Origin of the sequence: Blastococcus sp. MG754426 (assembly GCF_021699055.1) — a bacterium.
Lineage (GTDB): Bacteria > Actinomycetota > Actinomycetes > Mycobacteriales > Geodermatophilaceae > Blastococcus.
Genome location: NZ_SSXC01000021.1, coordinates 1 through 26,379, shown reverse-complemented (window position 1 = coordinate 26,379; position 26,379 = coordinate 1). Strand labels below are relative to the sequence as shown.

29 protein-coding genes and 1 pseudogene are annotated in these 26,379 nt (G+C 76.3%); 8 read left to right on the top strand and 22 right to left on the bottom strand.

Annotated elements, in window-relative coordinates:
- Window positions 1–5: 5 nt before the first annotated feature.
- The 10 genes and pseudogenes from holA to E9549_RS09520 all read right to left on the bottom strand — a co-directional run bounded on the left by holA (window position 6) and on the right by E9549_RS09520 (window position 10,981).
- Window positions 6–1,229 carry a DNA polymerase III subunit delta gene (gene holA, locus E9549_RS24465; protein ID WP_374201429.1) on the bottom strand — a complete coding sequence of 408 codons (1,224 nt, stop codon included), beginning with the start codon at window positions 1,227–1,229 and terminating at the stop codon, window positions 6–8.
- Between the two features lie 127 nt (window positions 1,230–1,356).
- Window positions 1,357–3,372: pseudogene (locus E9549_RS09560) on the bottom strand (ComEC/Rec2 family competence protein); the annotation flags it as partial.
- Window positions 3,373–3,449: 77 nt separating this feature from the next.
- Entirely contained in the window at window positions 3,450–4,277 is an 828-nt protein-coding gene (locus tag E9549_RS09555; RefSeq protein ID WP_236826310.1) for a ComEA family DNA-binding protein, read from the bottom strand.
- Between the two features lie 137 nt (window positions 4,278–4,414).
- The gene (locus E9549_RS09550) at window positions 4,415–5,299 is read right to left on the bottom strand and encodes a DegV family protein (RefSeq protein ID WP_236826309.1); all 885 of its coding nucleotides are present in this window, start codon (window positions 5,297–5,299) and stop codon (window positions 4,415–4,417) included.
- A 54-nt stretch (window positions 5,300–5,353) separates the two neighbouring features.
- Window positions 5,354–6,112 carry a histidine phosphatase family protein gene (locus tag E9549_RS09545; RefSeq protein WP_236826308.1) on the bottom strand — a complete coding sequence of 253 codons (759 nt, stop codon included), beginning with the start codon at window positions 6,110–6,112 and terminating at the stop codon, window positions 5,354–5,356.
- The gene (gene rsfS / locus E9549_RS09540; RefSeq protein ID WP_236826307.1) at window positions 6,109–6,540 is read right to left on the bottom strand and encodes a ribosome silencing factor; all 432 of its coding nucleotides are present in this window, start codon (window positions 6,538–6,540) and stop codon (window positions 6,109–6,111) included. Before rsfS ends, E9549_RS09545 begins: the two co-directional genes overlap by 4 nt.
- The gene (gene nadD, locus E9549_RS09535) at window positions 6,537–7,277 is read right to left on the bottom strand and encodes a nicotinate-nucleotide adenylyltransferase (RefSeq protein ID WP_236826306.1); all 741 of its coding nucleotides are present in this window, start codon (window positions 7,275–7,277) and stop codon (window positions 6,537–6,539) included. Before nadD ends, rsfS begins: the two co-directional genes overlap by 4 nt.
- Before the next feature lie 117 nt (window positions 7,278–7,394).
- Complete coding sequence (locus E9549_RS09530) at window positions 7,395–8,816, bottom strand: VWA domain-containing protein (RefSeq protein WP_236826305.1); 1,422 nt, start codon at window positions 8,814–8,816, stop codon at window positions 7,395–7,397.
- Entirely contained in the window at window positions 8,816–9,703 is an 888-nt protein-coding gene (locus tag E9549_RS09525; protein ID WP_236826304.1) for a MoxR family ATPase, read from the bottom strand. The genes E9549_RS09530 and E9549_RS09525 overlap by 1 nt, the downstream gene beginning before the upstream one ends.
- Before the next feature lie 24 nt (window positions 9,704–9,727).
- A complete protein-coding gene (locus tag E9549_RS09520; protein WP_236826303.1) occupies window positions 9,728–10,981 on the bottom strand; it encodes a glutamate-5-semialdehyde dehydrogenase in 1,254 nt (417 codons plus the stop codon).
- Between the two features lie 86 nt (window positions 10,982–11,067).
- Here E9549_RS09520 and E9549_RS09515 point away from each other — a divergent pair, with 86 nt between their 5' ends.
- From E9549_RS09515 to E9549_RS09500, 4 genes are read left to right on the top strand one after another with little or no spacing between them, the layout of a single operon-like run.
- Window positions 11,068–12,084, top strand: coding sequence for a metal ABC transporter substrate-binding protein (locus E9549_RS09515; RefSeq protein ID WP_236826302.1), 1,017 nt, complete (start codon window positions 11,068–11,070; stop codon window positions 12,082–12,084).
- Window positions 12,081–12,932 carry a metal ABC transporter ATP-binding protein gene (locus tag E9549_RS09510; RefSeq protein ID WP_236826301.1) on the top strand — a complete coding sequence of 284 codons (852 nt, stop codon included), beginning with the start codon at window positions 12,081–12,083 and terminating at the stop codon, window positions 12,930–12,932. Before E9549_RS09515 ends, E9549_RS09510 begins: the two co-directional genes overlap by 4 nt.
- A 1-nt stretch (window position 12,933) precedes the next feature.
- A complete protein-coding gene (locus E9549_RS09505; RefSeq protein ID WP_236826300.1) occupies window positions 12,934–13,962 on the top strand; it encodes a metal ABC transporter permease in 1,029 nt (342 codons plus the stop codon).
- The gene (locus tag E9549_RS09500; protein WP_236826299.1) at window positions 13,959–14,375 is read left to right on the top strand and encodes a Fur family transcriptional regulator; all 417 of its coding nucleotides are present in this window, start codon (window positions 13,959–13,961) and stop codon (window positions 14,373–14,375) included. The genes E9549_RS09505 and E9549_RS09500 overlap by 4 nt, the downstream gene beginning before the upstream one ends.
- A gap of 1 nt (window position 14,376) precedes the next feature.
- Here the strand turns inward: E9549_RS09500 and E9549_RS09495 are convergent, their stop codons facing one another.
- Genes E9549_RS09495 through mrf form a run of 4 tightly spaced genes read right to left on the bottom strand, consistent with a single transcriptional unit; the run spans window position 14,377 to window position 16,462 of the window.
- Complete coding sequence (locus E9549_RS09495; protein ID WP_236826298.1) at window positions 14,377–14,742, bottom strand: hypothetical protein; 366 nt, start codon at window positions 14,740–14,742, stop codon at window positions 14,377–14,379.
- Window positions 14,743–14,759: 17 nt separating this feature from the next.
- The gene (gene rpmF, locus E9549_RS09490) at window positions 14,760–14,921 is read right to left on the bottom strand and encodes a 50S ribosomal protein L32 (protein WP_236826297.1); all 162 of its coding nucleotides are present in this window, start codon (window positions 14,919–14,921) and stop codon (window positions 14,760–14,762) included.
- A 3-nt stretch (window positions 14,922–14,924) separates the two neighbouring features.
- On the bottom strand, window positions 14,925–15,191 hold the full coding sequence (locus tag E9549_RS09485) for a type B 50S ribosomal protein L31 (RefSeq protein WP_236826296.1): 267 nt from the start codon (window positions 15,189–15,191) through the stop codon (window positions 14,925–14,927).
- Window positions 15,191–16,462 carry a ribosome hibernation factor-recruiting GTPase MRF gene (gene mrf, locus E9549_RS09480; protein WP_236826295.1) on the bottom strand — a complete coding sequence of 424 codons (1,272 nt, stop codon included), beginning with the start codon at window positions 16,460–16,462 and terminating at the stop codon, window positions 15,191–15,193. Before mrf ends, E9549_RS09485 begins: the two co-directional genes overlap by 1 nt.
- 91 nt (window positions 16,463–16,553) lie before the next feature.
- Here mrf and rpmB point away from each other — a divergent pair, with 91 nt between their 5' ends.
- From rpmB to rpsR, 4 genes are read left to right on the top strand one after another with little or no spacing between them, the layout of a single operon-like run.
- Window positions 16,554–16,820 (top strand): 50S ribosomal protein L28, encoded by a 267-nt coding sequence (gene rpmB / locus E9549_RS09475; RefSeq protein ID WP_236826294.1) that lies wholly within the window; start codon window positions 16,554–16,556, stop codon window positions 16,818–16,820.
- Window positions 16,820–16,987, top strand: coding sequence for a 50S ribosomal protein L33 (gene rpmG / locus E9549_RS09470; RefSeq protein WP_236826293.1), 168 nt, complete (start codon window positions 16,820–16,822; stop codon window positions 16,985–16,987). The genes rpmB and rpmG overlap by 1 nt, the downstream gene beginning before the upstream one ends.
- Window position 16,988: 1 nt before the next feature.
- Entirely contained in the window at window positions 16,989–17,291 is a 303-nt protein-coding gene (rpsN, locus tag E9549_RS09465; RefSeq protein ID WP_236826292.1) for a 30S ribosomal protein S14, read from the top strand.
- A complete protein-coding gene (rpsR, locus tag E9549_RS09460; RefSeq protein WP_374201431.1) occupies window positions 17,288–17,500 on the top strand; it encodes a 30S ribosomal protein S18 in 213 nt (70 codons plus the stop codon). The genes rpsN and rpsR overlap by 4 nt, the downstream gene beginning before the upstream one ends.
- A gap of 24 nt (window positions 17,501–17,524) precedes the next feature.
- Here the strand turns inward: rpsR and E9549_RS09455 are convergent, their stop codons facing one another.
- The 8 genes from E9549_RS09455 to E9549_RS09420 all read right to left on the bottom strand — a co-directional run.
- A complete protein-coding gene (locus tag E9549_RS09455; RefSeq protein ID WP_236826291.1) occupies window positions 17,525–18,280 on the bottom strand; it encodes a TIGR03943 family protein in 756 nt (251 codons plus the stop codon).
- 10 nt (window positions 18,281–18,290) lie between these two features.
- A complete protein-coding gene (locus tag E9549_RS09450) occupies window positions 18,291–19,301 on the bottom strand; it encodes a permease (protein ID WP_236826290.1) in 1,011 nt (336 codons plus the stop codon).
- An 80-nt stretch (window positions 19,302–19,381) separates the two neighbouring features.
- Window positions 19,382–19,864 carry a peptide deformylase gene (locus E9549_RS09445; protein WP_236826289.1) on the bottom strand — a complete coding sequence of 161 codons (483 nt, stop codon included), beginning with the start codon at window positions 19,862–19,864 and terminating at the stop codon, window positions 19,382–19,384.
- 30 nt (window positions 19,865–19,894) lie between these two features.
- Window positions 19,895–21,019, bottom strand: coding sequence for a glutamate 5-kinase (proB, locus tag E9549_RS09440; protein WP_236826288.1), 1,125 nt, complete (start codon window positions 21,017–21,019; stop codon window positions 19,895–19,897).
- A complete protein-coding gene (obgE, locus tag E9549_RS09435; protein ID WP_236826287.1) occupies window positions 21,016–22,551 on the bottom strand; it encodes a GTPase ObgE in 1,536 nt (511 codons plus the stop codon). The genes proB and obgE overlap by 4 nt, the downstream gene beginning before the upstream one ends.
- 144 nt (window positions 22,552–22,695) lie before the next feature.
- Complete coding sequence (rpmA, locus tag E9549_RS09430) at window positions 22,696–22,953, bottom strand: 50S ribosomal protein L27 (RefSeq protein WP_091933064.1); 258 nt, start codon at window positions 22,951–22,953, stop codon at window positions 22,696–22,698.
- Window positions 22,954–22,960: 7 nt separating this feature from the next.
- The gene (gene rplU, locus E9549_RS09425; protein ID WP_236826286.1) at window positions 22,961–23,272 is read right to left on the bottom strand and encodes a 50S ribosomal protein L21; all 312 of its coding nucleotides are present in this window, start codon (window positions 23,270–23,272) and stop codon (window positions 22,961–22,963) included.
- A 257-nt stretch (window positions 23,273–23,529) separates the two neighbouring features.
- A partial coding sequence (locus tag E9549_RS09420; protein ID WP_236826285.1) for an Rne/Rng family ribonuclease occupies window positions 23,530–26,379 on the bottom strand: 2,850 nt, incomplete at its 5' end.

The following is a 26,379-nucleotide window of genomic DNA, read 5'->3' as shown; positions in this document are numbered from 1 at the left end:
GCCGGTCAGCGGCCGGTGCGCACCCGGCCGCGACCCGTCTCCGCCCGGATGGTGACGATCCGCCGGATCGCCCGCTCGAGCGCGTAGTCGGCGCTGGCCGCGACCCCCTTGACGTCGGCGTTGAGGTCGGCCGCCACGCCCAGGGCCTGCTGCAGCCCCTCGATGCTCCAGCCGCGCGCCTGCGCCTGGGCCTTCTTCACCTTCCACGGCGGCATCTTCAGCGTGCGGGCGAGGTCGCCGACGTTGCTGGAGCTCAGCGACGCCACCCGCGCCGCGGTGCGGACGCCGTCGGCGATGGCGTCGGCGATGAGCACGTGCGCGACCCCGCGCTCCAGCGCCCAGCGCAGCATCTCGATGGAACCGGCGCGGTCCCCGGTCAGCACCCGTTCGGCCACGGTGAAGCCGGTGACCTCGGCCTGGCCGCGGTGGAAGCGGGCCACGTCGTCGGCGTCGATGCTCCCGCCGAAGTCGGACACGAGCTGGCCGGCGGCGGCCGAGAGCGACCGCAGGTCGGCGCCGATCGCGTCGACCAGCGCCGTGACCGCGTCCGGGGTGATCCGGCCACCCAGCTGGCGCACCTCGTTGCGCACGAACGCGATCCGGTCACCGACGGAGGAGACCTTGGGGCACTCGTCGACGGCGGCCCCGGCGGCTTTGAACGCCTTGACCAGCGCCTCGTTCCGCTTGCCGCCGGCGTGCACGACCACCAGCGTCAGGTCGGGATCGGGGACCTTCGCGTAACCGGTGAGCGCGTCGGCGAGCGCCGACGCCGCCTCCTGCACCCCGGTGACGACGACGAGCCGGTGACCGCCGAACAGCGACGGCGCCAGCACGTCGGCCAGCTCGCCCACCGGCAGCCCCATCGCGGCCAGCTCGTGCACCTCGCCGTCGGGGTGGCGGGCGAGCACCGCCCGGCGCACGGCCGCGACGGCCCGGGAGCGCAGCAGCTCCTCCTCGCCCACCACCACCCGCAGGCGGGACGTGGGCTCGACGGCGGCAGCAGGCACCCCCGCATGGTGCCACGCGCCACCGACGGTCCACGGCCACCGCCCGGGCCGCCGGGAGGGCGTCCGGCAGGGGGTCCGGCAGGGTGTCCGGGAGCACGGGCCCGGGCGGTGCTGCCTGGCCGCCGGCGTCGGTGCCGCGGGCGGCCACCCCCCAGCCACCGGCCGCGCCGACCACCGCGACGTCGCCGTCCCGGTCGGTGCGGTGCACCCGGGCGCCGGCATCGGCCAGCCAGTCCAGCAGCCGCGGCGCCGGGTGCCCGTAGCCGTTGCCGGCCCCGACGGAGACGATCGCGGTCCGCGCCCCGGTGGCGGCGAGGAACCCCGGGTCGGCGTCCCCGCTGCCGTGGTGGGGCACCTTCAGCACGTCGGCCCGCAGGTCGGCGCCGTCGCGGAGCAGGGCAGCCTCCTCGTCGGCGCCGATGTCGCCGGTGAGCAGCACCCGGAGCCCACCGACGGTCACCCGGGCGACCAGGGACAGCCCGTTGGGGTCGGCCGCCGCGGTGGCCCGACGCGGCTCGGGTGCGAGCACGTCGACCGCCACCCCGCCCACGCCGCGGCGGTCGCCCGGGACCAGCACCTCGCGGGTGCCTCCGGTGCGCCGGACGAGGGCGTCGACGCCCGGTGCGCGGTCGTCCGCCGGGGACAGGGTGCCGGTGGCCACCACCCCCACCGTGCGGCCGCCGAGCGCGCCGGGGAGCCCCCCGACGTGGTCGGCATCCAGGTGCGAGAGCAGCACGAGGGGCAGCGCGTCGATGCCCAGCCGGTCCAGGCAGCGGTCGATGGGCGCCGGGTCCGGGCCGGCGTCGACCAGCACCCCCTGCCCGGCGCCCAGCGGCAGCACGAGCCCGTCGCCCTGCCCCACGTCGCAGGCCACCAGCAGCGCCCCGGCCGGCGGCCAGCCGTCGAGGCCCTGGCGCAGCGGCCAGCCCACCACGACCAACCCGACCAGGGCCGCCAGCGCGAGCGGCCGCGCCCGCGGGATGCGCCACAGCAGGCACCCGGCGACCAGCAGGAGGAGCGCGAGCAGCAGGGCGCCCACCGTGCCCGGCGGCCAGCCGGCGACGGCGTCGGGCACCGCGGCGGCCCGCTCGGCCACCAGTACGATCCAGCGCACCGGCCACCCGGCGAGCCCGACCAGCGCGTCACCGGCCCGCGGCAGCACCAGCCCGGCCGGGGCGGCCAGCAGCCCGAGGACCGTCGCCGCCGGCACGGCCGGCGCGGCCAGCAGGTTCGCCGGCAGCGACACCAGGCTCACCGTGCCGGTCAGCCCGGCGATCACCGGTGCGGTCGCGAGCCCGGCGGCCGCGCTCACGGCCACCGCGTCGGCGGGCCACGCGGGCCAGCCGTGCCCGCGGAGCCGCCGCGACCACGGTGGGGCCAGCAGCACGATGGCCGCGGTCGCCACCACCGACAGCGTGAACCCCGGGTCCCTCGCCAGGCCCGGTTCGACCAGGAGCAGCACGGTCACCGCCGCGCCGAGCGCCGGCAGCGCCGCGCGCGACCGGCCCGACGCGAGGGCGAGCAGCGTGACGGTGCCCATGGCGGCCGCCCGGAGCACGCTCGCGCTCGGCCGGGCCAGCACCACGAAACCGACCAGCGCCAGCACGCCCACCAGCGCCTGCACCCGCCGGTCGACCGCCCGGCGCCGCAGCGGCCGGAGCACCCCGGCGACCACGATCGCCACGTTCGCCCCGGAGACGGCGGTCAGGTGGGCGAGGCCCGCCCGCCGGAACTCCTCCTCCAGCACCGGGTCCATCCGGCTGGTGTCACCGACCACCAGACCCGGCAGCAGGCCGCCCGCCCGGTCGTCGAGCACCCGTTCCGACGCGGCACCCAGCGAGTGCCGCAGATCGCCGGCCACCCGCTGCACCGCCCCCGGCGCGCCGACCGCCTCCGGTGGGCCGCGGACCGACAGCACCGCCACCACGTCGTCGCCGGGCCCGGGCGGCGCCAGATCCGCCCGCACCCGCAGCTGCTGCCCGGGCAGCAGCCCGGACCAGCCGCCGGCGGGCGCGAAGACCAGCACGGCGTCGTCCAGGCGGTGCCCGACGCCGCCGTGGTCCAGTGCCGTGACGTCGGCCTCCAGCAGCACCCGCGGCCGGCCCCCGCCGGCCAGCACCTGCGGGTCGGACCGCACGGTGAGGACCACGTCCGCGGTCCCGCCGGCCTGGGCCGCCGCCCGCAGCGGCGAGGCATCGCGGGCGGCTCCCCGCACGGCCGCCGTGCCGGAGCCGACCGCGACCCCGGCCAGCACCACGAGGACGACGGTCGCCGTCGCCACCCGGGCGCGGGCGAGCAGCACCGCCGCGGCGAGCGCAGCACCGCCGACCAGCGCCAGCGCGGGCCACCGCAGGTGGGGCGCCACGAGGCCCGTCGCCCACACCGCGGCCGCGAGCGGCCACAGCCGCAGGTCCAGCACCCGCCGGCGCTCGGGCGCGGGGCTCACACCTGCACCAGGTCGGCGAGCTCCGCTGCCTTGGCCGGGCCGATGCCCGGGACCTCGTCGAGCTCCTCGACGCTGCCGAAGGCCCCGACGCGGCTGCGGTGGTCGACGATCCGCTGCGCGAGGACCGGTCCGATGCCCGGGAGCGCGTCGAGCTCGGCGACCCCGGCCGTGTTCAGGTCCAACCGGCCCCCGGGCGCCGCAGCACCGGACCCCGCCGACGCGGGGGGTCCACCGGCCGCCGCCCCCGGCACCCCGACCGCGACCTGCTGCCCGTCGGAGAGCGGTGCGGCCAGGTTCACCGAGGCCGGGTCGGCGTCCGGCAGCAGCCCGCCGGCGGCCGCGACGGCGTCCGCTACCCGCGCACCGGCCGGCAGCGTCACCAGACCCACCACCGCGACCACCACGGGCGCGGTCGTGGCGGCCACCTCCCCCACCGGCGGCCCATCGGCCGGTGCGCTGCTCGGGGCGGAGGGCACCGGCAGGGGCGCGGCCGCCGGCTGGACCTGCGGCCGCTGCGCCCACGTCCAGGCGAGCAGGAGCAGGACCGCCACGGCGGCGGCCGTCCAGACGGCGCGGCTGCCTCCGCGGCCGGCGTCCCAGCGCGGTGTCGTGCCGGGTGCGCGGTGCCGCCCCCCGCCGGCCGGCCGGGTCTCCGGGGTGGGGACCTCCACCGGCACCGTGATCCGGTCGTCGGCCGGCCACCCGGGCCCGTCCTCGTCGTCGGGCAGCCAGCCATCCGCGGCCGGCCGGGGTTCGGCCAGGACGGCGCGCAGCCGGGCGCGGATGACGTCGGCGTCGTCGTCGCGGCGGGCTAGGAGGCGCACCCCGGCGACGCTAGGGAGCCCGAGGGCGGCCGCGCCCGGTCACGCCGGACCTGTGGAGGAGCACCCCGGCTGTGGACGACGAGGGGCCCGGTCGGCGGGGCTCGCGGCAGCCTGTGCCGGTGCAGCCCCGCCCGCGGTCAGCCCGCGCCCTCCGCCTCCCCGCCGTCCGCCGGCTCCGGAGCCGTGCAGAGCACGACCCCGACCGCGCCGGGGCCCACGTGCGCGCCGATCGCGGCACCGAGCTCGCTCACGTGCAGGTCACGCAGCCGGGGTACGCGTGCCCGCAGCTCGGTCACCAGCCGGTCGGCGCGCTCGGCCGCCGCCAGGTGGTGCACGGCCAGCGACACCTCGCGCTCGCCGGCGTGCTCCACGACGTGCTGGACCAGGCGGGCCAGCGCCCGCGTCGAGGTGCGCACCTTCTCCAGCGGCACGACCCGGCCGTCGACCACGTGCAGCACCGGCTTGACCGCGAGCGCCGACCCGAGGACCGCGGCGGCCGAGCCGATCCGCCCGCCGCGCCGCAGGTGCTCCAGCGTGTCCACCACGAACAGCGTCCGGGTGCGCGCGGCGGCGTCCACCGCGATGCGCTGCACCGTGTCGCCGTCGGCGCCGGCCGCGGCCGCGCGCGCGGCCTCGAGCACGGCGAAGCCGGTGCCCATCGCCGCCGAGCGGGAGTCGACGACGGAGACGATGTGCTCGCCCACCTGGGAGGCGGCGACGCGGGCGGCGTCCCAGGTGCCGGAGAGCTCGGCGGACAGGTGGACCGACACGAGACGGTCGGCCCCGGCGTCCAGCGCGGCCCGGTAGGCGGCGACGAAGTCCCCGGGCGTGGGCCGCGACGTCGACACCCGCTGGCCGCGCGCCGAGAGCGCCCGCGCCACGTCCTCGGAGCTGATGTCCTCGCCCTCCCGCCCCGAGCGGCCGGCCAGGACGACGTAGAGCGGGACGACCCGGATGCCCAGCTCGGCGGCGAGCGCGCGCGGCAGGTAGGCCGTCGAATCGGTGAGGACGGCGACGGGCATCCGGCGAGGCTAACCGCCCCGGTGCCACCGGGCCGCGCGTGGTGGCGCGACCGGTCAGCCGGCGGCGTCGGCGTCCTGGGCCGGGCCGTCGCCCGGCCGGTCCCCGGCCGCGCCCGGTGCCCCCTGCTCGGGGTCGGCACGGAGCCGCGGCCCGGGCGCGGCGAGCCCCTCGGGGAGCGGCCCGGCCGACGCGTTGTGCCGCAGCAGCCGCCACCGGCCGCTCTGCCGGGCCAGCTCGCTCCACGCGCAGTTGCCCAGCGGCCCGAAGACCCGGCGGTGGTCGGGCCCCAGCTCCAGCAGCGTCTCGATCATCCGGCCGCTCGTGCCCCCGTGGGTCACCACCACGGCGACGTCGGCCGGCGGCAGGTCGGCGAGCGCGGCGAGCACCCGGGCGACGACCGCCGGGGCCTCCTCGCCGCCGCGGCCGCGCACCGGTCGCCCGGCCAGCCAGTCCGCGTACTGCTCGGGGTACCGGTCGGCGACCTCGTCCCGGGTGAGCCCCTCCCAGGTGCCCATGCCGTGCTCGCGGAGCCGCGCGTCCAGCTGCAGCGGCACGCCCAGCAGCGCGGTCAGCGCCCGGGCGGTGTCCGCCGCGCGGCCGAGGTCGCTGGCCACCACGGCGGTGGACCGGTTCCCGAGCCCGGCGGCCGCGACGAGGTGGGGGGCGGCGTGGGCCGCCTGCGCGCGCCCGACCTCGTCCAGCGGCGGGTCGAGCTGCCCCTGGAACCGTCCGGCCGCGTTCCACCCGGTCCGCCCGTGCCGCCAGACGACCAGGCGGGTCACCGGCAGCTCGGGCGGGGCCGGTGCCGTCACTGGCCGGTCGTCTCCGCGACCGACGCGGACCCCGGGTCGGCCGCAGCACCCGTGCCGTCCGCGGGGCGGTCGGCGTCGGTGAACGGGATCGTCGGGCAGTCCTTCCAGAGCCGCTCGAGGGCGTAGTAGGCCCGCTCCTCCGCGTGCTGGACGTGCACCACGACGTCGACGAAGTCCAGCAGCACCCAGCGGGCCTCGGCGACGCCCTCGCGGCGCACCGGCTTCACGCCGTGCGCCCGCAGCCGCTCCTCGACCTCGTCGACGATCGCCTGGACCTGCCGCTCGTTGGGGGCCGACGCGAGGACGAACGCATCGGTGATGGCCAGCCGCTCGCTGACGTCGACGATGGTGACGTCGGTCGCCAGCTTGTCCGCGGCGGCCTGGGCGGCGCGCAGCGCGGTCTCCCGGGCCTCGGGCGAGGCGGTCATTCGGGCACCTCCTGGAGGTGGGACGTCGTGGGTGGGGTGCGCTCGCCGGAGGCGTCGGGGCCGGTCCCCGGCCCGGCCGGCGGGCGGTCGTAGGTGGGGCGGTCGCCCGCCGGGCGGCCGTCGCGCACGGGCACGGCCGGCCTGCGCGCGGTGCCCCGGTAGAGGCCGCGCTTCTCGATGTACTGGACGACGCCGTCGGGCACGAGGTACCAGACCGGCATCCCGCGGCCCACCCGCTCCCGGCAGTCGCTGGAGCTGATCGCCAGCGCGGGGATCTCCACGAGGCTGACCCCACCTTCGGGCAGGTGGCTGTCGGCCAGCGTGTACCCCGGCCGCGTGACGCCGATGAAGTGGGCGAGCTCGAAGCAGCGGGCGCCGTCGCGCCAGGTCATGATCTGGGCGAGGGCGTCGGCACCGGTGATGAAGAAGAGCTCGTCGCCCGGGCGCTGGGCCTGGAGGTCGGTGAGGGTGTCGTAGGTGTACGTCGGGCCGCCCCGGTCGATGTCGACCCGGCTCACGGAGAACCGCGGGTTGGACGCCGTCGCGATGACGGTCATGAGGTAGCGGTCCTCGGCGGGGCTGACGTCCCGGTCGCTCTTCTGCCAGGGCTCGCCGGTGGGCACGAACACGACCTCGTCGAGGCCGAACAACCCGGCGACCTCGCTGGCGGCCACGAGGTGCCCGTGGTGGATGGGGTCGAAGGTCCCACCCATCACGCCGACTCGTCGTCCCGCCACCGGCCGAGCGTATCCGGGTCCTGCGACGCGGCGCCGCGAGGACCGGTGACCTGCTGGAACGGCCCCTTCGCAGGGCCCCCCACGAGTGCGCGCGTGGTGGGGCGGAGGGGTCGTCCTTCAGAGCGTCGTGACGAAGTCGGCCAGCTGGGCGGCGTTGCGGCACTCGACCATGTCGATCACCTCGCCGTACCGCTCCGCCGCCGAGTCGCCGCTGCCCCACAGCCGGCGCGGCTCGGGGTTGAGCCAGTGCGCCGACCGGGCCTTGCCCACCAGCCCGGCCAGCACGGGTACCCCCGGCTGCCGGTAGTTGGTGCGCCCGTCGCCGAGCACCAGCAGCGACGTCTTCGGCCCGACCGCCGAGGCCCAGCGGTCGGCGAACACCTCGAGGGCGGTGCCGTAGTCGCTGTGCCCGTCGAAACCCACCACCTGCGCCTCCCGGCCCATCCGCGCGATGGCGTCGGCGACGTCGACCCCCGGGGTGAAGAAGCGGGTCACCTCGTCGGTGGAGTCGACGAACGCGAACGCCCGCACGCCCGTGAAGTGCTCCCTCAGCGCCTGCGTCAGCATCAGGGTGAAGTGGCTGAAGCCGGCCACCGAGCCGCTGACGTCGCAGAGCACGACCAGTTCCGGCTTGTGCACCTTGCGCGGCCGGTGGTGGGTGACGACGGGGACCCCGCCGGTACCCAGCGACGCGCGCACCGTCTTGCGGAAGTCCAGCCGGCCCTCCCGCCCCATCCTCCGGCGGGCCGAGAGCCGGACGGCGAGCCGGCGGGCCAGCGGGGCCACCGACCGCCGGAGCTCGGCGAGGTCGGCCGACTGGGCGCGCAGGAAGTCGACCTGGTCGGCCAGCGGGCGGACGGCGTTCTTCGCGACCCGGTCCCGCCCCTTCTCCGCGGCCGTGCGCCGGCGCACCTCGGCCTCGACCGCCGTCCGGAAGGCCGCCAGCCGGTCGCGCACCGTCTGCCGGGCGACCTGCTCGGCCAGCCCCCCGCGCTCCCCGCCGCCGAGCAGGCCGGCGAGCAGCTGCGCGACGAGCGTGTCCGGCGAGAGCGCCCGCATCACGCGGTAGCTGAAGTAGGACTGCCTCGAGGGCGTCGGCTGCCCCTGGCCCAGCAGGTCGACGGCGTCCCGCGCGAACCGGCGCAGCGCCTCGGGGTCGCCGTCGGCGAGCAGCTCGAGCAGCTGGGCGCGCATCAGCTCGGCCAGCGCGGCGTCGTCGGGCACGTCGAGGGTGGGCTGCCCCGTCTCCCCCGCCTCGCCGTCCGCGGGATCGGGCGCCGGGCGGTCCCCGAGGGGCCACCACAGGTCGAAGAGGACGTCGTAGGCATCGCGCTGGGCCGCCCGCTGGAGCAGCACCGCGGCCAGCCCGTGCCGCAGCTGCTCACGGTCGAGCAGGTCGACGACGGTGAGGATCTCCGCCGCGTCGACCGCCTGGCTGATGCCGACCGGGATGCCGGCCTCGCGGACCGCCCGCACGAACCCGTCCAGGTGCCCGGCGAGCCCGCCGGGCTCCCGGGCCGGCGCGACCGGCTGCCCCATCAGTTCAGCCGCAGCTCGGCCGCGGCCCGGGTCTGGTCGCTGGCGTGCTTGAGCACCACGCCCAGCGTCGCGGCCATCGCCGGCTCGTCGAGGGTGTCCAGCCCCAGCTCCAGCAGGGTCTGCGCCCAGTCGAGGGTCTCCGAGATCGACGGCGACTTCTTCAGCTCCAGCCCGCGCAGCGCCCGCACCGTCGCGACCAGCTGGTCGGCCAGCCCCGAGGCGAGGTCGGGCACGCGGGAGAGCACGATCTCCCGCTCCCGCTCGGCGGTCGGGTAGTCCAGCGCCAGGTACAGGCAGCGCCGCTTGAGCGCCTCGGAGAGCTCGCGGGTGGCGTTGGAGGTGAGGACGACGGTCGGCCGGCGGGTCGCGGTCACCGTGCCCAGCTCGGGGATCGTCACCTGGAAGTCGCTGAGCACCTCGAGCAGCAGGCCCTCCACCTCGACGTCGGCCTTGTCGGTCTCGTCGATGAGCAGCACGGTGGGCTCCGTGCGCCGGATGGCGGTCAGCAGCGGGCGGGCGAGCAGGAACTCCTCGCCGAAGATGTCGTCGTGGACGGTGTCCCAGTCCGCGCCCCCCTCGGCCTGGGACGCCTGGATGCGCAGCAGCTGCTTCTTGTAGTTCCACTCGTAGAGCGCGCGGGCCTCGTCCAGGCCCTCGTAGCACTGCAGCCGGATGAGCTCGGACCCGGTGGCGGCGGCCAGCGCCTTGGCCAGCTCCGTCTTCCCCGTGCCCGCCGGCCCCTCCACCAGCAGCGGCTTGCCGAGGCGGTCGGCGAGGAAGACCGTCGTCGCGATCTGGGCGTCGGGCAGGTAGCCGGCGGTGGACAGCCGCTTGCTGACGTCCGCGACCGAGGAGAAGTGGGGGGACTGCGACGGCGGGCGGGGCATGCGGCTCCTCGGGAGGGGGCGGGGTCAGCGCGTGTGGCCGGACCCCGTGACGACGTAGGTGGTCGAGGTGAGCTCGGGCAGGCCGAGCGGGCCCCGGGCGTGCAGCTTCTGGGTGGAGATGCCGATCTCGGCACCGAAGCCGAACTCGCCCCCGTCGGTGAACCGGGTCGAGGCGTTGACCAGCACGGCGGCGGCGTCGACACCGGCGGTGAACTCGGCGATGGCGCGGGCGGAGTCGGCGACGATCGCCTCGGTGTGGCCGGTGCTCCACCGCGCGATGTGGTCGAGGGCCTGCGGCAGGTCGTCGACGACCCGCACCGCCATGTCCATCGACAGGTACTCGGTGCCCCAGTCCTCGTCGGTGGCCGGGACGACGCCGGCGTGGGCCGAGCGGGCGGCGTCGTCGCCGTGCAGTGCGACGCCGGCGTCGGCCAGCGCGGCCAGCAGCCGCGGCAGGAACGGCACGTCGCGGTGCACCAGCAGCGTCTCGGCGCTGTTGCAGACGCTGACCCGGTGGGTCTTGGAGTTGAGCACGACCGCCTCGGCGATCTCCGGGTCGGCCGAGGCGTCGACGTAGACGTGGCAGTTGCCCTCGCCGGTCTCGATCACCGGCACCCGCGACTCCCGCACGACCCGCTGGATCAGCGAGGCGCCCCCGCGCGGGATGACGACGTCGACCAGTCCCCGGGCGTTCAGCAGCTCGCCCACCGATGCGCGGTCGGCCGGCAGCAGCTCGACGAAACCCGCCGGCAGCCCCGCCTTCTCCCCCGCCTCGGCGAGGACGGCGAGCAGCGCGGTGTTGGTGCCGAACGCCGACGCCGAGCCGCGCAGCAGCGCCGCGTTGCCGCTCTTGAGGCACAGCCCGGCGGCGTCGACGGTCACGTTGGGGCGGGCCTCGTAGACGATGCCCACCACGCCGAGGGGGACGCGGACCTGCTTCAGCTCCAGCCCGTTGGGCAGCCGCGACCCGCGGACGACGTCGCCGACCGGGTCGGGCAGCGCCACCAGCCGGCGCAGCGCGTCGGCGACCCCGGCGATCCGGCCCGCGTCCAGCCGCAGCCGGTCGACGATCGCCTCCGGCGTGCCGTCGGCCCGGGCGGCGGCGACGTCGGTCGCATTCGCGGCCAGGATCTCGTCGGCGCGCTCGACCAGCGCCCCGGCCATCGCCGCCAGCGCGGCGTCCTTGGTGTCCGTCGGCAGGGTGCGGAGCACCCGGGAGGCAGCCTTCGCGCGCAGCGCGGCGGCACCGATCAGCGGCAGGCCGGAGACGTCGGACACACCGAGATCCTACGCGCGGGCGGGCACGGGTCCGCGCGCGCGACCGGGCGCCGACCGCGCCGGGGAGCTGTGTGAGAATGATTCCCATGCACATGTCGTCGATGCGCCGCACCACCGTCACCCTCGGGTCCGCCACCTGCCTGCTGCTGGCCGGTTGCGGCTCCTCCACCGGGACGGAGGAGGCGTCCGGCGCCACCGGCGGGGGCGAGCTGTCCGTGCTGGCCGGCTTCTACCCGCTGCAGTGGGCCGCCGAGCAGGTCGGTGGCGATCGCGTGTCGGTCACCTCGGCCACCCCGCCCGGCGGCGAGCCGCACGACCTGGAGCTCACGCCGCGGGACGTCGCCGCGATCTCCGAGGCCGACCTGGTCCTCTACCTGGAGGGCTTCCAGCCCGGCCTCGACGACGCCGTCGCGTCCGAGGCCCCCGACGCCGCCTGGGACGCGGGCCAGGCCGCCGACCTCTCGCTGACCACCACCGGCGGGCACGACCACGCCCACGAGGAGGAGGCCCACGCCGAGGAGGAAGCGCACACCGAGGAGGAAGCGCACGCCGAGGAGGAGGCCCACGCCGAGGGCGAGGAGTCGGTCGACCCGCACTTCTGGCTGGACCCCGCCCGCCTGGCCGACGTCGCCGACGCCATGGCCGACCGGCTCGCCGAGCTGGACCCGGACGGCGCGGACACCTACGCGGACAACGCCGCGGCGCTGCGCGCCGACCTCGAGGCCCTGGACGCGGAGATGTCCGACGGGCTCGCGGGCTGCGCCGTGGACACCCTGGTGACGAGCCACGACGCGTTCGGCTACCTCGGCGAGCGCTACGGTCTCGAGGTGGTCGGCATCAACGGTCTCAGCCCGTCGCAGGAGCCCAGCGCCGCCCAGCTCGCCGAGATCACCGAGCTGGTGGCCGACCGCGGCATCACCACCGTCTACACCGAGACCCTCGTCGACCCGGCGGTGGCCGAGACCGTGGCGGCGGAAGCGGGCGTGCGGACCGCCGTCCTCGACCCGATCGAGGGCCTGACCGACGAGTCGGCCGGTGAGGACTACCTCGAGGTCATGCGCGCCAACCTCGCCACCCTGCAGGAGGGCCAGAACTGCTCGTGACCGGCCGCACCCTCGCCGAGCAGCAACCGCCGGGGCCCGATCGCGACCTCGCGGTCGGGCTCCGCGGCGCGAGCATCGGCTACGGCGACGTCCCCGTGGTGCAGGGCGTGGACCTGACGGTGCGCCCCGGTGAGGCGCTCGCCGTCCTCGGGTCGAACGGCTCCGGGAAGACCACCCTCGCCCGCGGCCTCCTCGGCCTGGCGTCCGTGCTCGGGGGGGAGGTCACCGTGCTCGGCGCCCCCGTCGGACGGCTGCGCGACCGCGGTCGGGTCGGCTACGTGCCCCAGCGGCACACGGTCAGCGGCGCGGTGCCGGCCACCGTCCGCGAGGTGGTCGGCGTCGGCCGACTCGCCCGGCGGGGCCTGCTGGGCCGACCCACCGCCGCCGACCGCGCGGCCGTGGCCGACGCCATCGAAGCGGTGGGGCTCGCGGACCGCGTGCGCGATCCGGTTGCGTCGCTGTCGGGCGGCCAGCAGCGCCGCGTGCTCGTGGCCCGGGCGCTGGCCGCCGAACCCGAGCTGCTGATCATGGACGAACCGACCGCCGGTGTCGACGCCGCCAACCAGCAGGCCCTCGCGGGTGTCCTGGCCGAGGTGTCGTCGCGCGGGACGACCCTGCTGGTGGTCACGCACGAGGCCGGTCCGCTCGCCGGCGTCCTGACCCGCGCGGTCGTCGTCGACCACGGACGGGTGCGCTACGACGGGCCGCTGGCCGGGGCCGGCCCCCTGGCCGGCGACGCCGGGCACCACCACCCGGGGGATCCGGACGACCACCCGGCGACCGGCTACCGCCAGCACCAGCCGTGGACGTCCTCCCGCCCGGTGCGCGCCCGCGACGGGGAGCAGTGACGTGGAGATCCTCCAGTACGAGTTCATGCAGCGGGCGCTGCTGGCGTCCCTGATGGTGGGGCTGGCGGCTCCGGCGGTCGGCATCTTCCTGGTGCAGCGGCGGCTGTCGCTGCTGGGCGACGGCCTCGGCCACGTCGCGCTCGTCGGCGTCGGCGTCGGCGTCCTCACCTCCACCGCACCGGTCGGGGCGGCCCTCGTCGCGGCGATCGCCGGGGCGGTGCTCATCGAGCTCGTCCGCGCCCGCGGGCGCACCAGCGGCGACGTGGCGCTCGCCGTCCTCTTCTACGGGGGCATCGCCGGCGGCGTGGTGCTGCTCAGCCTGGCGCCGTCCGGCCAGGCGACGAACCTCGACGCCTACCTGTTCGGGGCGATCACCACCACGAGCGCCGGCGACCTGGCGGCCTTCGGCGTCATCACGGTCGTGATCCTCTCGGTCGTGTGGCTGCTCGGGCAGCGGCTGTACGCGGTGAGCGACGACGAGGAGTACGCCCGCGCGGTGGGCCTGCCGGTGCTGGCGCTCAACGTGGTGCTCGCCGCGCTGGTCGCCTCGACCGTCGTGCTGTCGATGCGCGTGGTGGGCCTGCTGCTGATCAGCGCGCTGATGATCCTCCCCAGCGCGGTGGCGCAGCTGCTGGCCGGCAGCTTCCGGCAGGCACTGCTGCTGGCCTGCGGCATCGGCCTGGTCGTCAGCCTCGCCGGCACCACGGCCTCCTACTACACGGGCACGCCGTCCGGCGGCACCATCGTGCTGCTGGCGATCGCCCTGTTCCTGCTCGTCGCGCTGGCCGTCGCCGTGCGGGAGGCCACGGGCCGCCGGCGGCACCGGCGTAAGGTCGGCCTGCACGCCGCCCACCCGCACGAGCACGGGGAGGGCTGCGGCCACCGGCCGGTCCCGCACGGTGACCACGTGGACTACGACCACGACGGCCACCTGCACGCACCGCACCGGACCGGCACGGGCGTGCACTACGACGAGCACGGCGAGCACCCGGTGCCGGCACCGGTGGAGGGAAAGGCAGGCCGACCGTGAGCTCCCCCGACACCGCTCCCCCCGCCCGCCGGCAGACCCGCCAGCGCACCGCGGTCCTGGAACTGCTCGACGAGCTCGACGGCTTCCGGAGCGCCCAGGACCTGCACGCCCTGCTGCGCGAGCGCGGCGACTCGGTGGGCCTGGCGACGGTCTACCGGGCGTTGCAGGCGCTGGTCGACGACGGCCTGGTCGACGTCCTGCGCAGCGGCGAGGGCGAGGCGGCGTACCGCCGCTGCTCACCGGTGCACCACCACCACCTGGTGTGCCGAGCCTGCGGGCGCACGGTGGAGGTCGCCGACCCGCCGGTGGAGAGGTGGGCGGCCAGGATCGCCGCCGAGCACGGCTTCGCCGACGTGCAGCACGAGCTCGAGGTCTTCGGCACCTGCGGGAGCTGCGCCGCCGGTCGCGGCTGAGTCAGGCTCCGAAGCGCATCGGGACGCCCAGGCCGGCCGCGGCCGGGACCAGCGTCGCGGGCATCCCCGCGTCCGGCTCGCCCGATGCACCCGGTCCGCCCTCCCGCACCCAGGCCGCCAGCGCCGCGGCGCGCTCCTCCTCGTGCACCCCGGCCAGCCAGACAGTCGGCCCGGAGCACCCACCGGAGCCGTCGCGGTGGGCCACGGCGGCGACGGAGGCGAGCCCGCACGGACCCAGGCACGCCGTGGTCACCAGCACGGCCCCGCGGGTCTCGCGCACCGCGGCGGACAGCCCGGAGCCGGCCGCCGCTGCCCCCGTCGAGGTGCAGCGGCGTCCCAGGCAGAGCGCCACGACGGGCCCCGGCACGTCCGGACGCCGGCCGGTCACGGCAGGAGCCCCCGCTCGTAGGCCTTCTGCAGCCGGGCGGGGACCAGTCGCTCCTCCCCGTCGACGCGGACCGGCACGAGGGGCACCGGCGTCGCCTTCCACTGCGCCTTCCGGGACCGGGTGCGGGACCGCGAGGTGCGCCGCTTCGGGACCGCCACGGCTCAGCCCTCCGTCCGGCGGGCGCCGAGGTGCCGCGCGTAGCGCTGGTGGAACCGCTCGACGCGCCCGGCGGTGTCGAGGACCCGCTGGTCACCGGTCCAGAAGGGGTGCGAGGCGGCGGAGATGTCCACGCCGACCAGCGGCAGCACCTCGCCGTCGAGCTCGACGGTCTGGGTCGTGGCGACGGTGGAGCGGGTGCGGTAGAGCCTGCCGCTGGCCGCGTCGCGGAAGACGACGGTGCGGTACTCGGGGTGGATGCCGGAACGCATCAGGAACGGTCCTCTCGGTCGGTGGTCGACGCCCGGTCGTCGGGCGCGGGGGTCGCCTCGCACGGGTCCTCGTGCCAGGAGCCGAAGGGGTCGGGGAGGCCGGCCCACGCCGCGGGCCCCGCCGCCATCTCGTCGTCGGTCAGCAGCGCGGCGTCGAGCGCGGAGATCACCGCCACGCCCGGCTGCCGGTGGGAGAGCACGACCACCTCGGTGTGCCGGTCCCCGTGGGCCGGGTCCCACCGCAGCGCCGCGGCGACCTGGCGCTCCGGCTCGACGTCGGCCCAGTCGGGGCTGTCGTCGGGCAGCGTCGCCAGCCAGGGTCCGGCGTCCCCCATGCGCAGCCCCTGGCCGGCGGACTCCATCCAGAGGGCCCGGTCGTGCTGGCTCGCGAGCCAGACGCGGCCCCGGCTGCAGACGACGCCCTCGAGCAGCACGTCCAACGCCTCGTGCAACCGCTCCGGGTGGAAGGGCCGCGGCGCCGAGAACCGGATGACGCTCACGCCGACGTCCTCGCCGAGCGGGGGGCGGCCGGGCAGCAGCGGGTCGTGCACCGAGGAGAGCCGGCCCCGGCGGGCCCCCGGGCCGAGCGCCGCCAGCAGCCGCTCCGGGCCGACGGCGGCGTCGGCCCGCGGCACGCCGGAGACCAGCCGGTCCAGCACGGCGTCCAGCCGGGCGGCCGTCCAGGCGTCGACCGGCCCGCCGGCCAGCAGGACCGCGTCGGCGAAGGCGACCTGACCCAGACCCACCTGGGCGAGCGTCCGGTCGTCGTCCGGGGTGGCGGCGAGCCCCCGGTCGGCGAGCTCCTCCGCACCGGTCACGTCCTCCAGCCAGGTGCGGCCGTCGACGACTGCCAGCACGCCGGCCACCTCGACCCGGTCGGCCGCCGTGCCGTCGGGGCCGGCCGGCACGTGGTCGAGGACCAGGTGGTCGATGGACCAGCACAGGTTCTCCGGCTCCAGGGCGGGATCCAGCTGGAGCACGATCCGGACGACGTCCGGCTCGGCGCCGAGCGCGTGCAGCAGCGGCAGCAGGTCCAGCCGCAGGGTGCAGGAGAGGCACCCGTGCGCGAGCTCCACGGCGGTCCGCTCCTCGACGAGGCCGGTGGCGGTGTGCCGGGTGACGGTCCGGAGGACGACGCCGTGGCCCAGCTGGCGGACGTCGTGGTGCACGACGACGCTGCCCGCCCGGCCGAGGAGCGCGCGGCTCGCCCGACCGGTGTGGGCGGCCTCGAGGCCGGTGACGATCACCAGGGGGGTGCGGGAGGACGTCATGCGACCACCCTAACCGCTAACGGGAATCGTTTTCATCTAGGGTGGTGCCGTACCCCGGGACCGCCCCGGGGCCCAGGACCCTGGAGGTGCCATGGCCACCTACTGCGAGGTGACCGGCCGCCGGCCCGGCTTCGGGAAGGACGTGAGCCACTCCCACCGGCGCACCAGCCGCCGCTTCGACCCCAACCTGCAGCGCAAGCGGTACTTCCTCCCGGGCGAGAACCGCTGGATCCGGCTCACCGTCTCGGCGAAGGGCATCAGGACCATCGACGCCCAGGGGATCGAGGCCGTCGTCGCCCGGCTGCGGGCCAGCGATCCCGACGTCCGCCGGCGGCTCGGTTCGGGGAGGCGCGGCTGATGGCCCGCGGCACCGACATCCGACCCGTCGTCCGGCTGAAGTCCACCGCCGGCACGGGCTACACGTACGTCACCAGGAAGAACCGGCGCAACGACCCCGACCGCCTGGTCCTGCGCAAGTACGACCCGATCGTCCGCAAGCACGTCGACTTCCGCGAGGAGCGCTGAGGTGGCCAAGACCTCGAAGATCGTCCGCGACCAGCAGCGGCGGGAGGTGGTGGCCCGCTACGCCGAGCGCCGGGCGGAGCTCAAGCTGGCGGCCCGGACCGCGGCCGCACCGGAGGAGCGGGTCGCCGCCCGGCAGGCGCTGCAGCGGCTGCCCCGTGACGCCAGCCCCACCCGGCTGCGCAACCGGGACGTCGCCGACGGCCGGCCGCGAGGCCACCTGCGGAAGTTCGGCCTGTCCCGGGTCCGCTTCCGCGAGATGGGCCACCGGGGCGAGCTGCCCGGCATCCGGAAGTCCAGCTGGTGAGCGGGCAGCGCGCGCGGAAGGGGCGCCGCCTCGACGGACCGGTGAGCTGGTACGACGTCCCGGTGCTGCGGTCGTTCATCTCCGACCGCGGCAAGATCCGCAGCCGGCGGGTCACCGGGTTGGAGCCGCAGCAGCACCGTCAGGTGGCGCGGGCCATCGAGAACGCCCGGGAGATGGCACTGCTCCCCCATCCGGCCAGGGGACGGTGACCGGCGTCGTGCGGGCGGCCCGCCTCACCCCTCGTACGGGTTCGCCGGCGGCTCGATCCGCTGCACCGAGCGCGCCGCGATGACCGGCTCGGGGTAGCCCCCGCCGGCGTTCTCGCGCGGGGGCGCCCACCCACCCACCACCTCGACCCACTCCCCCTCCTCGAGGTCCTCGGGCGCCCCGGACAGGACGACGGCGATCGGCACCGCGTCGGCCGCGCAGCAGCCGATCCGGATCCGCGCCACGTACCAGCCGCCGCCGTCCCGCGGCAGCGCGAACCCCTGCAACCGGACCGACCGGCCGGTCAGCGCCGGGCTCCCCGGGGCGAGGGCGTGGATCCCGTACTCGAGCAGCGTGAGGGTGCGGTGGTCCGCCCCCTCGTCGTCCGGCCCGAGCAGCGCGGCGGAGGACCGCGCACCGGCGGGGACCGCGATGGGCTGCGCCTGCCGCTCGGCCGTGAACGCCCCGAGAGCGGGCGGGGCCACCAGCAGCAGGACGGCGACCGGGAGCACCAGCAGCCAGGTGCTCGGGGCCACGTCGTGGTGGTGCCCGTCGTGGTGGTGCCCGTCGTGGTGGTGCCCGTCGTGGTGGTGCCCGTCGTCCGCATGCCGCCGGGTGCCCAGCAGCCCGGCAGCGGCGAGCGCCAGCAGCACCGCACCGGCCCCGACGAGCAGCGGCCGGAACCCCGGCTGGACGTAGGCCAGGTGGGCGTCGGTCAGCGCGGTGCGGAGCACGACCCCGCCCAGGAGGACCAGCAGCAGCTGCTGGATCACCCGCGCCACGGAGCCCGCCTCACAGCAGGACCCACGCGACCAGCAGCGCCGTCGCGACGGCGACCAGGAACGTGACCGGCGCGAACCGGAGGGCGAACCGCGGCCCGAAGGTGCCGGCCTGCAGGGCGATCAGCTTGACGTCCACCACCGGACCGACGACCAGGAACACCAGGCGCGCCGTGAGGCTGAACGAGGTGAGGCTGGCCGCGACGAAGGCGTCCGCCTCCGAGCAGATGGCGAGCACGACGGCGAGCACCGCGAGGACGAGGACTGCGACGGCGGGGTTCTCCGCCAGCGCGTCGAGCCACGGCCGCGGGACGACGACGTTGAGCGTCGCCGCCGCGAGCGCCCCCAGCACGAGGAACCCGCCGGCGTGGGTGAAGTCGTGCTGCGCCGTGCCCACGAACAGCCGGGCGCGCCCCGCCTCCGGGTGCGCCCCGGCCCGCTGCCGGAGCCGGATCCACTCCGGCCGCCCGAAGACCGCCCACAACCAGCCCATGACCACGGCGACGACCAGCGAGGCGACGAACCGGCCGACCGCCATCATCGGCTCGCCCGGGAAGGCGACGACGGTGGCGACCACGACCACGGGGTTGATCGCCGGTGCGGAGAGCAGGAAGGCCAGCGCCGCGGCCGGTGCCACCCCCCGGCGCACGAGGCTGCCGGCCACCGGCACCGAGGCGCACTCGCAGCCGGGCAGGACCGCACCCGCCGCCCCCGCGGCCGGCACCGCGGCCACCGGGCTGCGGGGAAGCAGCCGCTCGAAGAACGACGGCGGCACCAGGGCCGTCACCGCGGCGGAGACCAGGACGCCGAGGACGAGGAACGGCAGCGCCTGCAGGCAGATGGCGACGAACACCGTCGACCACGCCTGCAGGGCCGGGAAGCCGAACCAGCCGGGCGCGAGGAAGTACAGGCCGATGGCGACCAGCAGCAGGACGAGCAGCACGTCGGAGGCCTGCACCCGCGACGGCTTCACGGCCTGGTCGACGCCGCCGGCCGGGACGTCGTCGCGCACCACCGGTGGCACGGCCACTCCGATCGGCTGAGAACGGTTCTCTCCGACGGAGCACTCTGCCACGGCCGGGTGGCCCTCGGCCGGAGGACGCGTCAGCGCTCGCGCAGCGCCCGCAGGGCGGCCTTCCGGGCGTCACCGGTGAGCCGGTCCAGGAAGACCTTGCCGTCGAGGTGGTCGACCTCGTGCTGGAGGCAGCGGGCCATCAGCCCCTCACCCTCCAGCCGCAGCGGCTTGCCGTCGACGTCGAAGCCCTCCGCGACGCAGCGCATCGCGCGCACGGTCGGTGCCCAGATCCCCGGCACCGACAGGCAGCCCTCGTCGCCGTCCTGGATCTCCTCGGAGCGCTCGACGATGACCGGGTTGACCATGTGCCCGATGACGCCGTCGATGTTGTAGGAGAAGGCCCGCACGTTGACGCCGATCTGCGGCGCCGCGACCCCGGCCCGGCCGGGGTGGTCGACGGTCTCCTCCAGGTCGCGGACCAGCGCGGCCAGCCAGCCGTCGAAGGCCCGGACGGGGTCCGAGGGGGTGCGCAGAACCGGGTCGCCGAGTTCGCGGATGGGGCGGATCGTCACCGGGTCAGTCTCTCAGCCGGAGCAGGGCGCTCAGCGCAGGCGTCCGACCAGCACCATCTCGTCGCGGTGCACCACCTCGCGGCGGTACTCGGCCGGGAGATCGCCGGTCTTGCGGCCGAGCAGGCGGGGCATCTCGCGGGCGTCGTAGGCGACCAGCCCGCGGGCGACCACCACGCCGTCGGGCCCGACCAGCTCCACCGGGTCGTCGGCGACGAACTCACCCGCGACCCCGGTGATCCCGGCCGCCAGCAGCGAGGCGTGCCGCTCGCGGAGCGCGGCGACCGCGCCGTCGTCGAGGAGCAGCCGGCCCCGGGGACGGCTGGCGTAGCGCAGCCAGAACTGGCGGGCGCTGGGCCGCTTGCCCATCGGCGCGAACAGGGTGCCCACCCGCTCGCCCGCCAGCGCGCCACCGGCCTGCGGGGTGGACGTGACCACCACGGGCACCCCGGCGTGCGCGGCGATGAACGCCGCCTCGACCTTGGTCGCCATCCCCCCGGTGCCCACGCCGTTGCGGCTGGCCGAGCCGAGGACGACCGCGGCCAGGTCCGCCGGGTCGCGCACGGTGTCGACGAGCTGGGCCGGGCCGGTCCGCGGGTCGCCGTCGTACACGCCGTCGACGTCGGAGAGCAGCACCAGGGCTTCGGCCTGCGAGACGTGGGCGACCAGGGCGGCGAGCCGGTCGTTGTCGCCGAAGCGGATCTCGTCGGTGGCGACCGTGTCGTTCTCGTTGACGACCGGCAGCACGCCGAGGTCCAGCAGCCGGTCGACGGTCCGGCGGGCGTTGCGGTAGTGGCTGCGCCGGGTGAGGTCGTCGGCGGTGAGCAGCACCTGGCCGACGGTGATCCCGTGGCGGGCGAACGCGTCGGCGTAGGTCTGCACCAGCCGCAGCTGGCCGACGCTGGCCGCGGCCTGCGCGGTCGCGAGGTCCCGGGGGCGCCCGTCGAGGCCGAGTGGCGCCAGCCCGGCGGCGATCGCGCCGGAGGAGACCAGGACGACCTCCCGGCCGGACGCCCGCACCGCGGCGAGCGCGTCGACCAGGGCGGTCAGCCGCTGGACGTCCAGGCCACCGGGCAGGGTGGTGAGCGAGGAGGAGCCGACCTTCACCACGACCCGGCCCGCCCCGGCGATCGCGGGGCGGGCGGCGGCCGGGGTCACCGGTCCCCCTCGCCGGCCCCACCGGGCAGGTCGTCGGCCAGCTCCTCGAGCTCCGCGTCGGTCCAGCCCGCCTCGGTGGCCTCGAAGGGCATGCGGCGGGCGCGCTTGGCCGCCAGCCGCTCGGAGGCCCCGATCCGCTCGTTGCTCTCGAGCCGGTTGTCGGTGCCGCGCCCGCCCAGACCCGCGGACTCCTCGGCGGTGAGGGTGCCGGCGGGCAGCGTCGGCGCCCAGTCGAAGGTGACGTCGCCGATGGTGACGGCGTCGCCCTCGCGGGCGCCGGCCTTGGCCAGCTCCTCCTCGACGCCGAGCCGGTTCAGCCGGTCGGCGAGGTAGCCGACGGCCTCGTCGTTGGTGAAGTCGGTCTGCCGCACCCACCGCTCCGGCTTCACGCCGCGGACGACGAAGGAGTCCGGGTCGTCGGGGTCGCGCGCCACGGTGAAGCCGCTGTCGTCGACGGCCCGCGGGGTCAGCGTCACCCGCGCCGGCTCGGGCGCCGGCAGCGAGGCGCGGTGCTCCTCGACGGCGGCCGCCAGTGCGTAGCCGAACGCGGCGAGCCCCTCACCGGTGACGGCGCTGATCGGGAAGACCTGCAGCCCGCGGGCCTCCAGGGTGCCGCGGACCAGGTCGACCAGCTCCCGGCCGTCGGGGACGTCGATCTTGTTGAGCACCGCGATGCGGAGCCTGCCGACCAGGTCGAGCTCGTCGCCGCCGGCCGCCGCCTCGGAGTACCGGGCGAGCTCGTGCTCCAGCGCGTCGATGTCGGTCTCGGGGTCGCGCCCGGGCTCCATGGTCGCCATGTCGATGACGTGCACCAGGACGGCGCAGCGCTCGACGTGCCGCAGGAACTGCAGGCCCAGGCCCTTGCCGGCCGAGGCCCCGGGGATCAGGCCCGGCACGTCGGCCATCGTGTAGACGGTGTCGCCGGAACGCACCACGCCGAGGTTGGGCACCAGCGTGGTGAACGGGTAGTCGGCGATCTTCGGCCGGGCCGCCGACATGGCGGCGACCAGCGAGGACTTCCCCGCCGACGGGTACCCGACCAGCCCGACGTCGGCGATGCTCTTGAGCTCCAGCACCGCGTCGAGCGCCTCACCGGGCTCGCCGAGCAGCGCGAAGCCGGGCGCCTTGCGGCGGTTGTTGGCCAGCGCCGCGTTCCCGAGGCCACCCTTGCCGCCGTGCGCGAGCACCACCCGGGTGCCGGCGCCGACCATGTCGGCGATCTGCCGGCCGTCCAGGGTGGTCACGACCGTGCCCTCGGGGACGCGCAGCACGCGGTCCTCGCCACGGGCGCCGTGCCGGTTGCTGCCGGCGCCGGGCCGGCCGTTGGCCGCCTTCTGGTGCGGGCGGTGGTGGAAGTCCAGCAGCGTGTGCACGCTCGGGTCCACCTCGAGGACGACGTCGCCGCCGTCACCGCCGTTGCCGCCGTCGGGCCCCCCGAGCGGCTTGAACTTCTCCCGGTGCACCGACGACACGCCGTGCCCGCCGTTGCCGGCGGCGACGTGGATGGTCACCCGGTCGACGAAAGCGGCCATGCCCGCCACCTCCTAGCTGGCTTCAGAACGCCACGAGCGCACGGGCCGATCGGCCCGTGCGCTCGTTGGCGAGACGAATGTGGTGGCCCCGCTGCACGGCCCCGCCCCGAGCCTGCGGGAGGTGGGGGGCAGCGGGGTCCTTCTTCAGGCCTCGACGGCGGTGATGGAGACGGTCTTGCGTCCCCGCCGGGTGCCGAAGGTGACCGCGCCCGGCGCGAGCGCGAACAGCGTGTCGTCGCCACCGCGGCCGACACCCAGGCCCGGGTGGAAGTGGGTACCGCGCTGGCGGACGATGATCTCGCCGGCCTTGACGACCTGGCCGCCGAAGCGCTTCACGCCGAGGCGCTGGGCGTTCGAGTCGCGGCCGTTCCGGGAGGACGAGGCGCCCTTCTTGTGTGCCATGTCGGCGTCAGCCCTTCGTGATGTCGCGGACCACGACGTCGGTGAGGCGCTGACGGTGCCCCTGACGCTTGTGGTAACCGGTCTTGTTCTTGAACTTGTGGATGTGGATCTTGGGACCCTTGCCGTGGGCGAGGATCTCACCCGTCACGGTCACCTTCGCCAGGGCCGCCGCGTCGCTGGTGACGGTCTCACCGTCGACCAGGAGGATGGCCGGCAGGGTGACGGTGTCGCCAGCCTCACCGGCGAGACGGTTGATCGTGAACGTGTCGCCCACGGCCACCTTGTGCTGGCTCCCGCCAGCCTTCACCACTGCGTACACCACTGACTCCTGTTCGCGTTTCTCACGTCGAGCTCTGTGTCCGGCGCGCACGACCGGGGGGCGCCGGGTGCTTGGACGGGCTGCGCACGCCGTCCCGGCGGCGCCCGGAGGCGCCTGCGCGGTGGCGCAGCAACCCGTCCAGCGTACCCGAGCCGTCCCGGGCCGGTCGACACGCCCTGGTCGTGACCCTGCTGACCCCGTTCCCCCGGATCGGCGACCTCACCCGGGCCGCCGATCCGCGGGGTGCTGGTCCCCGCCTAGCTGACCGGGGGGCCGGCCGGCCGGCTGGCCGCCCGGCGGCGCCGAGGCCGGGGAGCCGCGGCAGGCGTCTCACCGTTCCCGGCGGCCTGCGCCTCCGGGACCTGCGGGGCGTCGTCCTGTCCCCGGGGGACGTCCTGGGCCGGCGGGGCGTCCTGCGGCTGCGCTCCGGCGTCGGCGGCGTGCGCCACCCCGCCGGGGACGACGTCGGCGGCCGTGGTCGCCGGGGTGATCGGCACCGCGTCCTGCTCCGGGACCTCCACGGCGGCGACCTCACCGGCGGGGAGGACCTCGTCGGCCTCGGTCTCCGCCGGAGCGGCGGGGACCGGGACGGTCTCGGGAAGCGGCTGGACGGCGGGCACCGGCACCGGCGGGTCCGCCTGCAGCACGGGCGGCACGACGTCCTCGACCGTCTCCGCGGAGCCGTCGGCGAGGGGCTCGCCGGCGGGCGTGCCGTCGTCGGTGCGGGTGCCGGCCAGCACGGCGGCGTCCTCGGCCGCGCGCTCATCGCCCGACTGCCCGCGGTTGCGGCGGCCCCGGCTGCGGCGGCCGCCGCTGCGCCCGCCCTCGGGGGCCTCGCCGTCACCGGCGGTGGTCTCGGCGGCGACCGGCTGGGCGCTCTCCTCGGCCTCACCGGCGGCCGGCGCCTCCTTGCCGGAGGACTCCTTGCCAGAGGACTCCTTGCCGCCCTTGCCGGTCGACTCCTTGCCGCCACCCCCGCTGCCGCGGTTGCGCCCGCTGCCCGGGTCCTTGGCCGCGGAGCCGTTGCCGCCGGAACCGCTCCCCCGGCGCTTCTCGTCGACCGGGTCGGTGTGCACGAGGATCCCGCGGCCGCGGCAGTGCTCGCAGGCCTCGGAGAAGACCTCCAGCAGCCCCTGCCCGACCCGCTTGCGGGTCATCTGGACCAGGCCCAGGGAGGTCACCTCGGCGACCTGGTGCTTGGTGCGGTCACGGCCCAGGCACTCGGTCAGCCGCCGCAGCACCAGGTCGCGGTTGCTCTCGAGCACCATGTCGATGAAGTCGATGACGATGATGCCGCCGATGTCGCGCAGCCGGAGCTGGCGGACGATCTCCTCCGCGGCCTCCATGTTGTTGCGCGTCACCGTCTGCTCGAGGTTGCCGCCCGAGCCGGTGAACTTGCCGGTGTTGACGTCGACGACGGTCATCGCCTCGGTCCGGTCGATCACCAGCGACCCGCCGGAGGGCAGCCAGACCTTCCGGTCCAGCGCCTTGGTGAGCTGCTCGTCGATCCGCAGGTCGTGGAAGACGTCGCCCTCACCGGTGTAGCGGGTCAGCCGCTCGGACAGCTCGGGCGAGACGTGCGCGACGTAGGCCTCGACGGTGTCCCAGGCGTCGTCGCCCTGGACGACGAGCTCCTTGAAGTCCTCGTTGAAGACGTCGCGGATGACCCGGATCGCGAGGTCGGGCTCGCCGTACAGCAGCGTCGGCGCGCTCGACGTCGACTCGGACTTCTGCTTGATGACCTCCCACTGCGCCTTGAGCCGGTTGACGTCGCGGGTGAGCTCCTCCTCCGAGGCGCCCTCCGCGGCGGTCCGGATGATGACGCCGGCGTCCTCGGGGACGATCTTCTTGAGGATGTCCTTGAGCCGCTGCCGCTCGGTGTCGGGCAGCTTCCGGCTGATCCCGGTCATCGAGCCGCCGGGCACGTAGACCAGGAACCGGCCGGGCAGGTTGATCTGCTGGGTCAGCCGGGCGCCCTTGTGCCCGATCGGGTCCTTGGTGACCTGCACCAGGATCTTGTCGCCGGACTTGAAGGCCTGCTCGATCGAGCGCTGCTTGCCCGAGAGACCGGCGGCGTCCCAGTTGACCTCGCCGGCGTAGACGACGGCGTTGCGCCCCTTGCCGATGTCGACGAAGGCGGCCTCCATGCTCGGGAGCACGTTCTGCACCCGGCCCAGGTAGACGTTGCCCGCGAACGACGTCGCCGAGGCCTGGGTGACGTAGTGCTCGACGAGGACGTCGTCCTCGAGGACGGCGATCTGCGTCCGCTCGCCCCGCTGGCGGATGACCATCTTGCGGTCGACCGCCTCCCGCCGGGCCAGGAACTCGGCCTCGGTGAGGATCGGCTGGCGGCGGCGGCCGGTGTCGCGACCGTCCCGCCGGCGCTGGCGCTTGGCCTCCAGGCGGGTGGAGCCGGTGATGCCGCGGACGTCGTCGTCACTGGTCGTGCGGCCGTTGCGGCCGGCCCGCTCGGGGCGGTCGTCGTCGTCGGCGTCCTCGGCGGTGTCGTCGGCGCCCGAGCTGCTGCCCCGACGGCGACGGCGGCGCCGGCGGCGGGTGCCCGAGCCGGTCGAGCCCTCGTCGTCGGTGTCGTTCTCGTCCTCGTCGCCCTCGCTCGTGTCGCCCGAGGTGTCCTCGTCCTCGGCGTCGTCGCTCTGGGGGCGCTCGTCGGCACTGTCGTCGTCGGAGTCCGAGGAGTCCTCGCCGCTGCGCCCGCGGCCACGACCTCGGCGGCCGCGACGGCGACGGCGGCTCGCCGACGAGCCGCCCTCCTCGCGGTCCTCGCCGGAGTCGTCGGCGTCCTCGGTCTGCTCGTCGTCGGCGCCGGCGTCGCCCCGCTCGGGCTGGTCGTCCGCCGCACGGCGGCGCGACCGGCTCCGGCGGGAGCGCGGCGCCTCGTCGGGTGCGTCGTCGGCGTCCTGCTGCTCGGCCGTGTCGTCGGCGAGGTCGGGGTCGGGGTCGGGCGACTCCACCGGGCGGCGGCTGCGCCGACGGGGCGCCGGCGGTGCGTCGTCGGGCGGCGCCACGAAGCTGACGAACGCCGGGGCCGCCGCGCCGACCGGGCGCGCGGGCGGCACCGGGTCCGGGTCGGGGGCGGCCGCGCCGCC

What these genes read in the sequence shown, in the direction of transcription:
- holA (WP_374201429.1), bottom strand. Translation starts at nt 1,229, where the DNA reads ATGCCGGCGCCCGGGTGCACCGCACCGACCGGGACGGCGACGTCGCGG.
- E9549_RS09550 (WP_236826309.1), bottom strand. Translation starts at nt 5,299, where the DNA reads ATGCCCGTCGCCGTCCTCACCGATTCGACGGCCTACCTGCCGCGCGCG.
- rsfS (WP_236826307.1), bottom strand. Translation starts at nt 6,540, where the DNA reads ATGACCGCCTCGCCCGAGGCCCGGGAGACCGCGCTGCGCGCCGCCCAG.
- E9549_RS09530 (WP_236826305.1), bottom strand. Translation starts at nt 8,816, where the DNA reads ATGGGGCAGCCGGTCGCGCCGGCCCGGGAGCCCGGCGGGCTCGCCGGG.
- E9549_RS09525 (WP_236826304.1), bottom strand. Translation starts at nt 9,703, where the DNA reads ATGCCCCGCCCGCCGTCGCAGTCCCCCCACTTCTCCTCGGTCGCGGAC.
- E9549_RS09515 (WP_236826302.1), top strand. Translation starts at nt 11,068, where the DNA reads ATGCACATGTCGTCGATGCGCCGCACCACCGTCACCCTCGGGTCCGCC.
- E9549_RS09485 (WP_236826296.1), bottom strand. Translation starts at nt 15,191, where the DNA reads ATGCGTTCCGGCATCCACCCCGAGTACCGCACCGTCGTCTTCCGCGAC.
- mrf (WP_236826295.1), bottom strand. Translation starts at nt 16,462, where the DNA reads ATGACGTCCTCCCGCACCCCCCTGGTGATCGTCACCGGCCTCGAGGCC.
- rpmB (WP_236826294.1), top strand. Translation starts at nt 16,554, where the DNA reads ATGGCCACCTACTGCGAGGTGACCGGCCGCCGGCCCGGCTTCGGGAAG.
- rpmG (WP_236826293.1), top strand. Translation starts at nt 16,820, where the DNA reads ATGGCCCGCGGCACCGACATCCGACCCGTCGTCCGGCTGAAGTCCACC.
- obgE (WP_236826287.1), bottom strand. Translation starts at nt 22,551, where the DNA reads ATGGCCGCTTTCGTCGACCGGGTGACCATCCACGTCGCCGCCGGCAAC.
- rpmA (WP_091933064.1), bottom strand. Translation starts at nt 22,953, where the DNA reads ATGGCACACAAGAAGGGCGCCTCGTCCTCCCGGAACGGCCGCGACTCG.